We start from the raw sequence: 14,690 nt of genomic DNA on the forward strand, positions 1-14,690 counted from the left end.
CTGGGTCGCGGTTACATGCATTTGCATCTACTCGCTCAACCCGGGACTGCCGGTCTTTATTCCGACGGCGGCTGCGGGTTCTGAAGACAGGGGGAAAGGGCGCCTCGGCCGGCCAGTACACTGCCTTTCATGGCGGAGAACAAGACACAGGTGACGGGGGCTTCCGCTGATGACTTCATCGCGGCCGTGAAGCACCCGGTACGGCGGCAGGATGGCCAGCGCCTGCGGGACCTCATGGCGGAGCTGACGGGACAGGAGCCGGAGATGTGGGGTCCCACCATCGTCGGGTTCGGCAGAGTGCACTACAGGTACGCCAGCGGGCGGGAAGGGGATACAGCAGCGGTTGGATTTTCGCCGCGCAAGGCCAGCCTGTCGCTGTATGGCCTCACCAATGCGCCCGAGTCGGCTGCGCTGCTGAGCCAGCTGGGCAAGCACAAGACAGGGGCGGGATGCCTCTACATCACCAAGCTGGCCGACGTCGATGAAACCGTGCTGGCCGAGCTGATCAGTCTCGGTTACCGCTACGGCATATCTGTTCTGCACAGCCAGTAGTCCGGAGGGACGCCGTTCCGGGGGGCGAAGTCTTCCCATGGCCGCTGCCGCGAAATAGCGTATGCCTGACAACCGGATTTTGGAGGCCCCGATGCGCAAAGTTACTGCCGGACTGTTCCACTCCGTGGACGGCGTGGTGCAGGACCCGTTCAAGTTCCAGTTCGACAGCTTCGATGAGGACCTGGGCAAGGGGCTGACCAGGATGATCAACACCGTGGACACGGTGGTCCTGGGCCGGGTGAGCTATCAGGAGTGGGCCGGGTACTGGCCCAACGCTTCCCAGGACGAGGACTTCGCGGCCTTCATCAACCCGGTGCAAAAGTTCGTTGCGTCCCGCACCCTGTCCGAGCCTCTGGAATGGCAGAACTCCCGCCTGATCGAGGGACCGCTGGAGGAGTCCATCACCGACCTCAAAACGCGCGAGGGCGGAGAGATCGCTGTATGCGGCAGCATCTCGGTGACCCGGCAGCTGCTGTTCGCCGGCCTCCTCGATGAGCTGACCCTCATGACGTACCCCGTGGTGGCCGGCAGCGGGCGGCGGCTCTTCGAGGAAGGCGACCCACTGACAAGGCTGGTGCTGAAGGACCAGTACCGGACCAGCAAAGGCAACGTCGTGAGCACCTACAGCCTGCGCGGGGACTGAGACCCCCGGCCACGGCGGGATCATTTTTCACAGCAACGACAAAGCCCCCGCCGTCGGCTTCCCGGAGGAAACCGTCGGCGGGGGCCGTCAGCAGTACAGGCTACTTGCCTGCGACTACGTCGAGTTCGATCACAGCGGCAACGTCGTCGTGCAGACGGACGTTGGCCTGGTAGGAACCAACCGACTTGATGTGAGCCGGCAGTTCAACCTTGCGCTTGTCGATGCTGCCCAGGCCTGCGGCCTCAACAGCGTCGGCAACGTCGGCCTGCTTGACCGTGCCGAACAGGCGGCCGCTTTCGCCGGCCTTGACAACCAGCTTGACCGGCTTGGCGGACAGAGCGGCGGCCTGCTTCTGAGCATCTTCCAGGGAAGCGTGCTCGCGGGCGGCGCGGGCAGCCTTGATGGACTCAACCTGCTTCTCGCCACCCTTCGACCAGGTCAGGGCGAAACCGCGGGGCAGCAGGTAGTTACGGGCGTAACCGTCCTTGACCTCGACAACGTCGCCAGCAGCACCGAGACCGGTTACTTCGTGGGTCAGAATGAGCTTTGCCATGTTAGTTAATCCCTTTCCTTAGCCCCGGCCAGCGCCGGAGTAGGGCAGCAGAGCAACTTCGCGGGCGTTCTTGATTGCCTGGGCGATCTTGCGCTGCTCCTGCACCGTGACGCCAGTGACGCGACGGGCGCGGATCTTTCCGCGGTCGGAGATGAACTTGCGCAGCAATGCTACGTCCTTGTAGTCGATGACAGTGATGTCAGCGGCCTTCAAGGGGTTGGACTTTGGTTTGGGCTTACGGAGTTCAGCCTTAGCCATCGTGGAGCTCCTATTCTAGGGAGCCCGTGAATCGTGATCCACGGGATGGTGGTGGTCCGATCGCGGCGTGCACAAAACGTGCCATATGGCACGCCTTCACGCATGCTGCGCCGGACCTTGTGTTTGTTTGTTTAGAAGGGAGGTTCGGAATCCGGGCCGTTGCCCCAGCCGCCGCCCGCATTGCTGACGCCGGGCGTTGCCCAAGGGTCATCCTGCGCTGCGGGCTGGTTGCCGCCCCAGCTTCCTCCGGTGTTGCCGCCCTGGTTTCCACCCTGGCCGCCACCGAATCCACCGCCACCGAATCCGCCGCTGTTGCCGCCGCCGAATCCACCCTGGCCGCCGGAGCGCTGGGTGCGGTTGACTTTGGCATTGGCGTAACGCAGGCTCGGGCCGATTTCATCGACTTCGAGCTCGATAACGGTGCGCTTCTCGCCTTCCTTGGTTTCGTAGGAACGGCTCTTCAGGCGGCCGGAAACAATCACGCGGGTGCCCTTGGTGAGGGACTCGGCAACGTTTTCTGCTGCCTCCCGCCAGACCGAAGCGCGGAGGAACAGGGTTTCCCCGTCCTTCCATTCGTTGGACTGGCGGTCGAAGGTGCGGGGCGTGGATGCGATGGTGAAGTTCGCTACTGCCGAACCTGACGGTGTGAACCTCAGTTCGGGGTCATTGGTGAGATTACCGATGACCGTAATAGTGGTTTCGCCTGCCATCTACTGCCTCCTTGTTCGTTCCTGCGGTGTAAAGAATGAAAGTTGGGAGCTGAAATTACTCAGCAACAACCTTCTGCTCTTCGGGGCGGATGATCTTGGTGCGCATGATGGTCTCGTTGAGACCCAGCTGGCGGTCAAGTTCCTTGGCGGTAGCCGGCGTCGCGGTGAAGTTCACCACGGCGTAGATACCTTCGGACTTCTTCTTGATGTCGTAAGCCAGACGGCGACGGCCCCAGATGTCAACCTTTTCGATGGTTCCACCATCGTTGGTGATGACGTTCAGGAACTTCTGAAGCGACGGCTCTACGGTACGCTCTTCGACCTCGGGGTCGATGATTACCATCAATTCGTAAGGACGCATATGTGAACCCACCTCCTTTGGGCTAAGCGGCTACGGTATTTCCGTAACAGGAGGTTCATTTGCGATGTCGCGCAGGCCCGCATCCAAAACGGATCAGGGCGCAGCACAGACTTCACTATCTTAGTGCATCGGGATGGAATTCCGCGATTCGGACAGATCCCACGCTAGTGGCCCCGGCGAAGGACCGGAAGCAGCGGCCCGGCTATGTGGAAAACCGGCACCCCGGTAACCGTGCCCGCCCGTGGGGGCGCCAGGAACACGGACCGGAATACTGGAACCATGACGATCCTGAAATCCGTGATTCTCTTCGCCCTCGCCGCAGCGGCGGAGATCGGCGGCGCCTGGCTCATCTGGCAGGCTGTCCGGGAGGACAAGGCCTGGTGGTGGGCCGGGCTCGGGATCGCCGCGCTGGGGTTCTACGGCTTCGTGGCAGCCTTCCAGCCGGACGCCCATTTCGGCCGGGTCCTGGCTGCGTACGGCGGGGTGTTCATTGCCGGTTCCCTTGCCTGGGGCATGCTGCTGGACGGCTTCCGCCCGGACCGCTGGGACTTCATCGGTGCCGCCATCTGCCTCGTGGGCGTCGCCGTCATCATGTTCGCCCCGCGGAGCGGCTAGAACAGCAGGGCTGACGGGCAACGCAAAACATCCGCCCGGTCAGGCCGAAACGGCCAACCGGACGGATGTTTTTGGGACAGGTATTGAACGGGATTACGACGCCGGCCCGGACCCCACGCCTGCCTCCTCGGCCTGCGGCGCGGCAGCTTCCCTGGCAGCACCTTCCGGGCCGCCCTTCCGGTAGCGCCAGACGCCCAAGCCAACCACCACGGCGGCCAGTGCAACGGAAAGCAGGAGGGACTCGCGGGTGGAATCCAGGATCACCATGCCGATGATGAGCGCCACGATGCTTCCGATGGCCAGCCAGGTGAGGTAGGGGAAGAACCACATCTTCAGGGACAGGTCCTTGGCGGCGGCCCCCATCCGGCGGCGCAACACCAACTGGGAGGTGGCGATGACCAGCCATACGAACAGCGCGATGGCGCCGGAGGTGTTCACCAGGAACAGGAAGACCGTGTCCGGGGCGATGTAATTCAGGCCCACGGTGATGAAGCCGACCACCGTTGAAGCGAGCACCGGGGCGGTGGGCACGCCGCGCTTGGAGATGCGGGTCCAGGACCTGGGGGCGTCGCCGCGCTGCGAGAGCGAGAACAGCATGCGGCTCGCAGTGTAAAGGCCCGAGTTGAGGCAGGAAAGGACAGAGGTGAGGACCACGACGTCCATGATGGTGCCTGCACCGGGGATGCCGAACAGTTCGATGACCGCGACGTAAGGGCTCTTGGCCACACTGGCGGAGTTCCAGGGCAACAGCGTGACAACGATTGCAATGGAGCCGATGTAGAAAACGAGGATGCGCCAGACGGTGGACTTCACGGCCTTCTTGACCGCGTCCACGGGGTTTTCGGATTCACCGGCGGCGATGGTGGCAATTTCAGCCCCGAAGAAGGAGAACACCACAACGAGGATGCCGGCGAGCACGGCCCCCGGGCCGTTGGGCATGAAGCCGCCGTTGTCCAGGAGGTTGTTCAATCCGGGGGCCGGAACGCCGGGGACCAGGCCAAGGATCGCGGCCGCGCCGAAGAGCAGGAACAGGACAATGGCGGTGACCTTGATGGAGGCGAACCAGAACTCGAACTCCCCGTAGGACTTCACCGAGCCCAGGTTGGTCAGCGTGAGCAGGATCATGAGCGCCAGGGCCCAGACCCACTGGTCGATGCCGGGCACCCAGCGGTGCATGATCGCCGCGCCGGCCGTGGCTTCGATGCCCAGCACGATGATCCAGAACCACGCGTAGAGCCAGCCGATGCTGAATCCGGCCCAGCGGCCCAGCGCCTTGTCCGCGTAGGTGGAGAAGGATCCGGTTTCCGGGTTGGCGGCGGCCATCTCGCCAAGCATCCGCATGACCAGGATCACCACAATGCCTGCGGCCATGTAGGCCAGCAGGATGCCGGGACCGGCCTGCTGGATGGCCGCGCCGGAGCCGACGAACAGTCCGGCGCCAATAACGCCGGCGATGGCGATCATCGACAGATGCCGGGGCTTTAGGGATTTCGACAGTTGTTGGTCAGCGTGCATGGCTGCGCCACCTCGTTTGTTGCAGGTTTTGGAAAGTGGTCGGGCGGGCGAAAGTGCCTGTGCCGCGCACCACATGTGCGTTTCACACTAAATGAGCCGCGGGTTGCTCCGGGCTGTGCAATCAAACAGTTTACGGGAGTGCAAAACAGGCAGGCTGCCAAGTCCGGGCATAAATAGGCAACAAATGTTGCTCCAGAGGTGATTCTGTAACGGCCCCGAAACTTCGGGTGCGACGGCTAGACCGGCGCCGCGGCTCCAAAGAAGCGTTCAGTCACCCGCGCAAGGCGGTGCGGATCCTCCACCCCGCAAAGCTCCCTGGCCGAGTGCATCGACAGCAGCGGAACCCCCACATCCACCGTCCTGATCCCAAGCCGTGTGGCAGTCAGCGGGCCGATGGTGGACCCGCACGGCATCACGTTGTTGGAGACGAACTCCTGGAAGAGGACCTCCGCCTCACCGCACAGCCGCGCCCAGAAGGCTGCTCCGGCGGCGTCGGTGGCGTACCGCTGGTTGGCGTTAATCTTCAGCAGCGGCCCGCCGTTGAGGACAGGGCGGTTGACGGGGTCGTGCCGTTCGGCATAGTTGGGGTGGACGGCGTGGCCGGCATCGGCGGACACACAGAACGACGCCGAAAACGCCTGCCGCCGTTGGCTCACCGATGCGCCCAGTGCGTCCGAAATCCGCACAAGTACGTCTTCAAGTACCGGGCCGGAGGCTCCGGACCGGGAGGCTGACCCGATTTCCTCGTGATCGAAGGCGGCGAGCACGGCGATTGGTGCGGTTCCACCGGATGCAGCGGGACCGCCGTCGGAAGCGTCGGCGTGCGCGATCAGGGCCGTGATTGCGGCATGGGTCGCGGAAAGGTTGTCCAGCCGCCCGGACGCGAAGAACTCACTCCTGGCTCCGAAAACAGCAGGGGCCTGCGTGTCCGCGATGACGACGTCGTACCCGCCGATCCGGGACGGGTCAACTGGCTTTCCGTTGCCGGAAACCCGTCCGGCCAGCAGGGCAAGCAGGTCCTCATCGCCGGGATCACCGAGGCCGAACACCGGGTTCATGTGCTGTTGCTTGTCCAGTGTGAGGCCCTCGTTCACGGCACGGTCCAGGTGGATGGCCAGCTGGGGAAAGCGCAGCAGCGGCCCTGTCGCAGTCAGGTGTTGCGTCCCGTCCAGCATCACCAGCCGACCGGCCAGCTGCAGTTCCCGGTCCAGCCAGGAGTTCAGCAGCGGTCCGCCGTAAACCTCCACGCCGGCCTGGAGCCAGCCCAAACGGCCCGTGGTCGGCTTGGGCTTGAGCTTGAAGGAGGGCGAATCCGTGTGGGTACCCAGAATGTTGAAGCCGGTGGTCGGCCCGGCGCCCGCAGGCGTGACCCAGGCAATGAGCGCGCCGTCCCTGACCACAAAGTATTTGCCCACCGCAGCGTCCCAGGACTGTGCCTCGTCCAGGCCGGTGAACCCCGCCGCCGCCAGGCGCCGGGCACCCTCGTGGGCGGCGTGAAAGCTCGACGGCGAGGCGCTGACGTACTCGCCCAGGTCCCGGACGTGCTCTGCTGCTGCGGAATGGAGAGGCATGGCTCCGAGTCTAGCGGTGCCCTAGATGGTGACGTGGAGCCCTGCCGTGTAGCCGCCGGAGACGGAGCCGGACATGGTGGCCAGCTGGTAGATGCCGCCGTCCCCGCCGAAGACGTTGTCCGAATTCAGCGTGGTGTTGGGGAAGTTCCGGGCACTGGTTTCATAGCCCGTGGAGGCGTACACCTCCCGGCAGGCGGCGTCGGTCAGGGCGATCTGCGAGACCGCCAGGACCTGGCCCGCAGCGGTGGCGTTGTTCATGGACTCGAACACCTCGAAGTGGATGTGCGGCCAGCGGCCGTTGTAGGCGCCCGGGAAGATGGTCTTGAAGGTGACCTGGCCGGTGGCGTCCGCTTCCTGCACGCCGCGCAGGAAGTTCTCGTTCTCCAGGCCTGAATCGTAGAGCGAGTACCGCCCCTCCTTGTCGCAGTGCCAGGCGTACACGGCCGCACCCGCGAGCGGGACGCAGCCGTTGGCGTTGTCGAGCAGGGTCAGGGTGACGGTCAGCGGCACGCCGGCCGCCTTGGTGGTGGACGCGCCGAAGCTTGAGGTGATGTCCTGCCGGACCACGCCGGAGGCTGCCAGGACGTTCGGGCCGTTGGAACCGTCACCCGGGTACGGTCCGGCCGTCTCCTGCGGGATCTCCACGCCGCATTCGGCGATCGCACGGGTCATGGTGGGTGACGCGGAAGCGGTAGCCGGCGGCGCCGTCGTCGTTGTGGTCGCCGAAGCGGTGGCAGCGGGGCTGCCGGAGGCCGACGCCGGCCCGGACGGTGCGGACGACGTCCCGCCGGGCGTGCACGCCGCCAAAGCGGCGGCCGTGCCGGCGCCGAGGAACAGGCCCAGCGAGCGGCGCGACATCAGCGTGGAGAGATCGAATTCGAGCCCGCGGTCGTGGTTGGGGTGCGGCTCGTGCCGGGGCTGCCGCCCGTCGGGGGTTCCGTTAGTCATGGCACCCATCCAACTCCAGCCGGCTATGCCCTGCATAGGCCCATACTGTGCGGATGCTGTGCTCCTGCCGCCGGTGCGATCAGTAAGGTGCGGTCAGTAGTCCGGGTTGCTCGGCGTCACGAGCCCGGTTTCGTACGCGTACACCACGGCCTGGACGCGGTCCCGCAGGTGCAGCTTGGTGAGGATCCGGCGCACATGGGTCTTCACGGTGGCCTCCGACAGGAAATACCGGTGGGCGATCTCCGCGTTGGACAGCCCCTCGGACATGGCTTCCAGCATTTCGGTTTCGCGGGGTGTCAGCTCATCCAGCAGGGGATCGCGGGGAGGGGGAGCCGGCGGTGCGGCCGCCGGCACGGCGCCGCGGACGTACGTTTCAAGGAGCCGCTGGGTAACCCGCGGCGCCACCACGGCGTCCCCGCTCGCCACCACCCGCACGGCCTGGACGAGTTCTGCAGGCGCCACATCCTTCAGGAGGAAGGCCGACGCACCGGCCTGGAGCCCGGCGAAGGCGTACTCGTCCAGGTCAAAGGTGGTCAGGATGATGACGCGGGCACGCGCACCCGAGCCGGTGATGGCACGGGTGGCCTCGATCCCGTCGAGCGTGGGCATCCGGACGTCCATGAGCACGACGTCCGGGTCAAGCTGCTCCACCTGGTGGACGGCGTCGGCCCCGTCGGAGGCTTCACCCACCACCTCGAGGCCGTCCTCGCCCTCCAGGATGAGCCGGAACCCCATCCGCAGCAGCGGCTGGTCATCCGCCAGCAGGACCCGGAGCCGTCCGGACTCGTTCATTCGTTCCCCCAATTGCCGTTCCCTAGGTTGCCGTCCCGCTTGCCGGTGCCAGCATGGTGCTGGTGCCGTCCTGGATGCTGCCGTTGAGTGTCAGGACCGCCCGCACGCGCCAGCCGCCGCCGGCGGCCGGGCCTGCCTCCACCGTACCGCCGTAAATTCCGGCCCGTTCCTTCATCCCGGGAAGGCCCTGTCCCGTGCCGGGACGCCCGCCGGCACCGGGCCCCGGACTGCCCCCGCCGGGGGCGGCGGCCTCCACGGTGCCCCGGCCGTCGTCGAGCACGTCAATGGTGACGGTGGAATCCTCCCGTACCACCAGCACGTCCACCCGGCTCAGGGCGCGGCCGTACCGCAGCACGTTGGTCAGGGACTCCTGCACGATCCTGTACACGGTCAGCTGGAAGGCCACGTCTTCCGGCAATGCGGGCCCGGAATGCGAGTAATGGACCGGCAGGCCTGCGGCCCGGAAACCGTCCAGCAGCTTCCCAAGGCTGGCACTGTCCGCGAAGGGTTCACGGGGAGCCTGGCCTGCGGCCGGATCGGCCGGTGCATCGTCCCGCAGCACCCCAAGGACGCGGCGCATGTCGGCCAGTGCGGTGCGACCGGTCCGGGACAGTTCCGCCAGCACCTCCGCGGCGCGCCCGGGATCCTTCCGGACCACGACGGCGGCCCCATCGGACAGTGCGACCATCACCGTCAGGGAGTGCGCCACGACGTCGTGCATCTCGCGCGCGATCCGGTTGCGTTCGGTGACGGAACCGAGGCGGGCGGCCTGCGCCGCCCAGGCCGCGATCTCCTGCTCGTGTTCCCGACGCTGGCGCACCGAGATGCCGATTCCGGTGGCGATGACGTTGGAGAAAGCGATGCTGGTGCCGGCCGCGATGCTCGTGATCACACGGAACTCCTCGGCCGAGGCAGCCGGGTGGGGCAGCTCCCGCTCCAGCGGGCCCACGGCAGCCAGGAAATACAGCAGCGCAACCGGCACCGTGGCCAGTGCCGCCGTCACCAGGGCGAAGCGCCGGGTGTGCACCACGGCCACCGCGTAGAGCGAGAACCACAGTCCGGCAGACACGTTGGATCCCCACGGGTGGAGCAGGGTCACGCCGACTTCGGCAGCCGCGATGAACGCCACGACGGCCACCGGACGGTAGCGCCGCAGGAACAGGGACAGCGCAACGGCGGCGAGCAGGGCGATGGCACCCCACCGGCCTGCCTGCCCGGCGTCGATGACGGTGGGCAGCACCAGCACCAGATAGCAGGCGACGACCACCGCGTCCATGACCCGCGGGCGCCGGTACAGGTAGCGGCGGAGCCGGCCCCGGCGCCGGGCAGCAAGCTCGGCGAAGGACGCGTCAGCCTGGGTGGCTGGCGCGTCCTTCACGGAAACAGTGTTGACCATCTTGTTTGTCTACACGTCCCGTTTCTTCAGCAGGATCATGGCCAGCACCACCGGCACCACCACCCAGGCGCCCAGCACCAGCGCCGCCTGCCAGACCTCGAGCGTGTCCGGGACGTGCTCCACTGCGGTCAGCGGGTTCACCGTGTTTCCCGGAAGGTACTTGCGCGCCTCTTCGAAGAAGTCGCCGGGGATGAGCTGGAACGCGATCGGTGCCACGAAGAACAGGCCAACGAGTGCCATGATGCCGCCGGCTGAATTCCGCAGCAGCGTCCCGAAGGCCATGCCGATTGCGGCCACCGCGGCCACGTAGGCACTGGTGACGAGCAGCAGCTTGACTGACTGCGAGCTTGCGAGGTCGAGCTTGAGGCCGTAGTTGTCCAGGATCGGCACCGCCACCAGGCCGGCGAGATAGACGGACACCGCAGTCAGGGCAAAGCTGCTGACCACAACCACCACGAGCTTGGCAATGAACGCGGGGAGCCGCTTGGGCACGGCGGCGAAGGTGGAGCGGGCCATGCCGGTGGTGAACTCGGAGCTCATGAGCAGGACGCCCAGCGAGCCAAGGATCAGCTGCGCAAAAGACGCGCCGGAGGTGGGGACGCTGACCGCCAGGTCGCCGCCCTGCGCAGCCATCTGGGCTGCTGCCTCTGGGTCGGCGGCAGCCTGGTCCGCGAACTGTCCTGTTGCCCAGGCGGACAGTGCGCCGAACCCCACCACCACGAGGGCCGTCGAAGCGAGCAGGATCAGCGTGGACAGGAGAGTGCGGAACTTGATGAATTCCGAATTCAGGACCCGGAGGAAACTGGGACCGGGTCCGGGGCTTACTGCATTACGTGTGCCGGTGCGGCGGGAGCCGGGGGCGGGCTGGATGGAAGTCGTTGTGCTCATGGGTCAGTTGCCTCCGGCCTGGGCAGGAACCGGAGTTCCCGTGGTGATCAGTGAGTGGTACTCGACCTCGTCCTTGGTCAGCTCCATGTAGGCCTCTTCAAGACTGGCCTGGAGCGGCGTGAGTTCATACACCAGCACCTGGTTGTCCAGTGCAGCCCGGGCAATCTGGCGGGGATCCAGACCCGTGACCTCCAGGAGTTCGTGGTCCTGCAGCTCCACAGAGACCCCCGTTCCGGCGAGGACGTGCATGAGCCTGTCCGGCTGGTCCGAGCGCACCCGCGTCCGGCTCTGTCCCTTGCCCGCGATGATGTCCCTGATGGCGGCGTCGGCGATGATCTTTCCGCGGCCAATCACGATCAGGTGGTCCGCTGTCATGGCCATCTCGCTCATGAGGTGGCTGGAGAGGAACACCGTGCGTCCCTCGGAAGCGAGGTACTTCACGAGGTTCCGCACCCAGACCACGCCTTCGGGGTCGAGGCCGTTGACGGGTTCGTCCAGGATGATGGTCTGCGGGTCACCGAGGAGGGCGGCGGCGATGCCCAGCCGCTGGCCCATGCCGAGGGAGAAGCCCTTGACCTTTTTCCGGGCCACGTCCGCCAGGCCTGTCATCTCGATGACCTCGTGCACCCGCTTCCGCGGGATGCTGTGGGTGGCGGCCATGGCCAGCAGGTGGTTGTACGCCGAGCGGCCCGTGTGGACCGCCTTGGCGTCCAGCAGGGCACCGATCTCGCGCAGCGGCGCCTTGTGCCGGGCGAACGGTACGCCGTTGACGGTCACCGTTCCCGCCGTCGGAGTATCCAGGCCCATGATCATGCGCATGGTGGTCGACTTGCCGGCCCCGTTGGGTCCCAGGAACCCGGTGACCTGTCCGGCCTGGACGGTGAAACTGACGCCGCCGACGGCGGTCTTGTCGCCGTAGACCTTCGTCAGGCCTTCTGCCTCAATCATGGAAGCGTTCCTTTGCGTAGCTGCGGGCATGCTCTCTGGTGTGCACGTTCCACGCTACCGACGCGGCCCGCCCAATTCGCCGGTCTCAGGGATGATTCAGGGGCAAATCAGGGGTCCGCTCATCATCCGGTGGGATGAGGGGCCGTTCGTCAGCTGTCCTCCTGCGGCGAGTAGTAGCGCAGGGCGGCTCGTTTCAGGGTGAACTCGGCGGCCCGGACCCCCGGTATGGCCTCGCCGTCCACCGCCAGCACCATGGGCGCTGTTCCGCACTCCACCCGGACCCGGGTGGCTTCGCTGAGGTGGGTGATTTTGGACATCCCCACCGTTCCTGTCAGCACGGACCACAGCATGCGCAGCCGGGCGAAGGACTCATCGGCTGTCATCATCCTGACATCCAGCACGCCGTCGTCCAGTACCGGGCGGATGAGCGGGGCGTGGTCCCTCGGGTAGTATCGGCCCCGGCCCAGGTACATGATCCACAGCCTGTGCCGGACGCCGTTGACCATCAGCGTGATCGGTTTCTCCACGGCGAAAGTCCGGAACATCGCCACGACGCCGGCCAGCGGTTTACCCAGGGCAGGCTGAAGCTGTTCACGGCGGCGCACAAGGTTCGGGTACAGCCCGATGCTCGCGGTGTTGAGCATGGTGAGCTCCACCCTCTCGGGGTCATCGGCGAGTCCCCGCTCCACTGCGACGGCACCAACGTCCGCCAGGGCCGCCTCCCCGTTTTCTGCCGCCTTTACGGCTTCAACGATGGATGGCGTCCCCGCGTCCCGGGCAAAGTGGTTGAGGGTACCGCCGGCCAGAACCAGCAGTGGAAGACCATGTTCGACGGCGGCCGCCGCAGCGGTGCCCACGGTGCCGTCGCCTCCCCACACCCCGAGCGCCCGGATACCAGGCACGGTGGCTGCCTCTTCCATGCGCTGGACAACGTCATCCTCGGGTGCCACGAGCGTTATATGAGCGAGTGGGAATACTTCTTTCAGGGCTGCCGCCGTCTCCTCCGTGAAGGATCCGCCCAGCGTATTAACGGCGATGCTGAGGCCGTCGCCCTGCGGGACCTTGGCTACCTCCACCCGCCGTCTGGATGTGGCGGGCGTGGGGGGACGGACGGGCCACCATTTCCTTGTCACCAGTGCAGCGCCCGCCCCGATCGCCGAACCGAACAGCACATCCGAGGGCCAGTGGGCGCCTGTATGCACTCTGGAGTATGCAACTCCGGCCGCGACCGGAGTCACCACCGCTCCGAGTGCCGGCTGCACCATTCCGGTGCCGAGCGCGAAGGCCACGGCGGAGGCCGAGTGGCCCGAGGGCATGGACGAACTCGTGGGCTGGGGATGGACGAAGCGGAACACCGGCAGATGTTCCGGCAGCGGCCGGGCGCGGGGAAGGAGGGTCTTGAAAACTAGGTTGGTCACGGCCGACGCCACCCCTTGGGCCAGTAACCCGTGCAGCGCCGCGCGCCTGGTGCGCCCCGGTATGGCGGCGGCCACGGCTGCCACGCCGAACCACAGCTTTCCCTTGTTCGCCGAGGCCGAAAGGCGGCGGAAAAAGGTGTCATGGTGCCCGCCCGGAAAGCCCGAGATGGCCCGCATCAGCATGCGGTCCATGGCGGCAACCCAGCCCGGTCCCCGGTGCAGCATTCGTCGCATTTCCCCACCCTACCGCCGCCACCGCCGCGTGTTCCGGTTCGGCTTGCGCGGCTCGGGGTTGCTTCCTCCAGATGCTGCCGGCAGGCAGGTTACTTCCTGACGGAAAGCGGCTTGGCGGCACCGGCAAGCACCAGGGCGACCACGATGGGCACACCGATGGCAAGCAGTGCCATGTGGATTCCGGTGACGTCCCCGAGGTAGCCGAGCAGCGGGGGACCGGCCAGGAAGGCGACGTAGCCGATGGTGGACACCACGGACACCCGTGCCGCAGCATGCCGCGGATCGTCCGCCGCCGCCGACATTCCCATCGGAAAGGCCAGGGCAGCACCCACTCCCCAGAGCGCAGCGCCCACGGCCGCCAGCCAGAGGTTTCCGGCGAACACGAACAGGGCCAGGCCGGCTGCGGCCGCCGCCATGCTGCCGCGCAGCACGGCCACCCGGCCGTACCGGTCGATGACGGTGCCGCCGAAGAAACGCATGGCGGTCATGGCCAGCACGAAGAGAGCGAAGAGCAGGGCACCGGTGGCCTCGGAGGTTCCCAGCCCGTCCACCGCCGCCTTGGCAATCCAGTCGTTGCCGGCACCCTCGGTCAGCGTGGCACCCAGGACCACCACGCCGATCAGCAGGGTGCGCAGATCCCGCCAGGCCGACGGTCCCCGCGCCGCCTTGGCCTCGCCGTCGGCGGGCTGTTCAGGAGCGGTGTGGGGAAGGAAGTACCGGGGGACCACGAACGTCAGAACCGCCACCAGCGCGGCGATGACCAGCAGATGCTCCGGCAGGCCCACGCCCAGTCCCGAGAGACCTGCCCCGACCAGCGCACCCAGGAAGGCGCCTCCGCTGAAGGCCGCGTGGAACTTGGGCATCACGGTCTTGCGGAGCCGGTGCTCGACGTCGGCCCCCTCAACGTTCTGGGACACGTCCCACAGCCCGATCCCGATGCCGAAGAAGAAGAGCCCGATTGCTGTTCCGGGCACCGATTCAGCGAGCAGCGACACGGAGATGCCCACACCCGCCAGGGCGGCGAGGAAACCGGCAGCCCGGACGGTGTTGGCGGTGCCGAGGCGGTTGATAACCCGCCCGGCGGTGGGCAGCGCGATCAGCGATCCGACGGCGGTACACAGCAGCAGCGTGCCCATCTGCCCCGACGAGATCCCCAGGATCTCCGTGACAGCCGGGATCCTGGCCGCCCAGCTCGCAAAGACCAGGCCGTTGGCACCGAAGATGATGAACGTGGCGAGGGCGGCGGAGGAGACCTGCCGGTCGGCAAGCTGCTGGGTTGCGGTCATTC

At 66.4% G+C, this 14,690-nt stretch carries 16 protein-coding genes; 3 read left to right on the top strand and 13 right to left on the bottom strand.

Annotated features, from left to right (window positions below):
* The first annotated feature begins 129 nt into the window (after nt 1-129).
* Nucleotides 130-552 carry a DUF1801 domain-containing protein gene (locus ACFTR6_RS10250; RefSeq protein ID WP_076799466.1) on the top strand — a complete coding sequence of 141 codons (423 nt, stop codon included), beginning with the start codon at nt 130-132 and terminating at the stop codon, nt 550-552.
* A 91-nt stretch (nt 553-643) separates the two neighbouring features.
* Nucleotides 644-1,195, top strand: a complete 552-nt coding sequence (locus ACFTR6_RS10255) for a dihydrofolate reductase family protein (RefSeq protein WP_377957845.1) — start codon at nt 644-646, stop codon at nt 1,193-1,195.
* Nucleotides 1,196-1,295: 100 nt separating this feature from the next.
* Here the strand turns inward: ACFTR6_RS10255 and rplI are convergent, their stop codons facing one another.
* From rplI to rpsF, 4 genes are all read right to left on the bottom strand, one after another.
* Complete coding sequence (gene rplI, locus ACFTR6_RS10260; RefSeq protein ID WP_076799464.1) at nt 1,296-1,748, bottom strand: 50S ribosomal protein L9; 453 nt, start codon at nt 1,746-1,748, stop codon at nt 1,296-1,298.
* An 18-nt stretch (nt 1,749-1,766) separates the two neighbouring features.
* A complete protein-coding gene (rpsR, locus tag ACFTR6_RS10265) occupies nt 1,767-2,006 on the bottom strand; it encodes a 30S ribosomal protein S18 (RefSeq protein WP_003800144.1) in 240 nt (79 codons plus the stop codon).
* Between the two features lie 131 nt (nt 2,007-2,137).
* Complete coding sequence (locus tag ACFTR6_RS10270) at nt 2,138-2,716, bottom strand: single-stranded DNA-binding protein (protein WP_076799463.1); 579 nt, start codon at nt 2,714-2,716, stop codon at nt 2,138-2,140.
* 55 nt (nt 2,717-2,771) lie between these two features.
* Nucleotides 2,772-3,077, bottom strand: coding sequence for a 30S ribosomal protein S6 (rpsF, locus tag ACFTR6_RS10275; RefSeq protein ID WP_003800148.1), 306 nt, complete (start codon nt 3,075-3,077; stop codon nt 2,772-2,774).
* 279 nt (nt 3,078-3,356) lie between these two features.
* Between rpsF and ACFTR6_RS10280 the strand changes: the two genes are divergently transcribed.
* Nucleotides 3,357-3,692, top strand: coding sequence for a YnfA family protein (locus ACFTR6_RS10280; protein WP_076799461.1), 336 nt, complete (start codon nt 3,357-3,359; stop codon nt 3,690-3,692).
* Between the two features lie 93 nt (nt 3,693-3,785).
* On the opposite strand, the gene ACFTR6_RS10285 is transcribed toward ACFTR6_RS10280, so the two are convergent.
* The 9 genes from ACFTR6_RS10285 to ACFTR6_RS10325 all read right to left on the bottom strand — a co-directional run bounded on the left by ACFTR6_RS10285 (nt 3,786) and on the right by ACFTR6_RS10325 (nt 14,688).
* A complete protein-coding gene (locus ACFTR6_RS10285) occupies nt 3,786-5,207 on the bottom strand; it encodes an amino acid permease (protein ID WP_377957846.1) in 1,422 nt (473 codons plus the stop codon).
* 236 nt (nt 5,208-5,443) lie between these two features.
* Nucleotides 5,444-6,778, bottom strand: a complete 1,335-nt coding sequence (locus ACFTR6_RS10290; RefSeq protein WP_377957847.1) for a M18 family aminopeptidase — start codon at nt 6,776-6,778, stop codon at nt 5,444-5,446.
* 21 nt (nt 6,779-6,799) lie between these two features.
* Nucleotides 6,800-7,726, bottom strand: coding sequence for an intradiol ring-cleavage dioxygenase (locus ACFTR6_RS10295; protein WP_377957848.1), 927 nt, complete (start codon nt 7,724-7,726; stop codon nt 6,800-6,802).
* A 93-nt stretch (nt 7,727-7,819) separates the two neighbouring features.
* Nucleotides 7,820-8,518 (bottom strand): response regulator, encoded by a 699-nt coding sequence (locus ACFTR6_RS10300; protein ID WP_377957849.1) that lies wholly within the window; start codon nt 8,516-8,518, stop codon nt 7,820-7,822.
* A 22-nt stretch (nt 8,519-8,540) separates the two neighbouring features.
* Nucleotides 8,541-9,914, bottom strand: coding sequence for a sensor histidine kinase (locus tag ACFTR6_RS10305; RefSeq protein ID WP_377957850.1), 1,374 nt, complete (start codon nt 9,912-9,914; stop codon nt 8,541-8,543).
* 9 nt (nt 9,915-9,923) lie between these two features.
* A complete protein-coding gene (locus ACFTR6_RS10310) occupies nt 9,924-10,802 on the bottom strand; it encodes an ABC transporter permease (protein WP_377957851.1) in 879 nt (292 codons plus the stop codon).
* Between the two features lie 3 nt (nt 10,803-10,805).
* Nucleotides 10,806-11,750 (bottom strand): ABC transporter ATP-binding protein, encoded by a 945-nt coding sequence (locus ACFTR6_RS10315; RefSeq protein ID WP_076799456.1) that lies wholly within the window; start codon nt 11,748-11,750, stop codon nt 10,806-10,808.
* A gap of 149 nt (nt 11,751-11,899) precedes the next feature.
* A complete protein-coding gene (locus ACFTR6_RS10320) occupies nt 11,900-13,402 on the bottom strand; it encodes a bifunctional phosphatase PAP2/diacylglycerol kinase family protein (RefSeq protein WP_377957852.1) in 1,503 nt (500 codons plus the stop codon).
* Between the two features lie 89 nt (nt 13,403-13,491).
* Complete coding sequence (locus tag ACFTR6_RS10325; protein WP_377957853.1) at nt 13,492-14,688, bottom strand: MFS transporter; 1,197 nt, start codon at nt 14,686-14,688, stop codon at nt 13,492-13,494.
* Nucleotides 14,689-14,690: the final 2 nt, after the last annotated feature.

It is taken from the genome of Arthrobacter sp. NPDC057009 (genome assembly GCF_042673905.1).
Classification (GTDB): domain Bacteria; phylum Actinomycetota; class Actinomycetes; order Actinomycetales; family Micrococcaceae; genus Arthrobacter.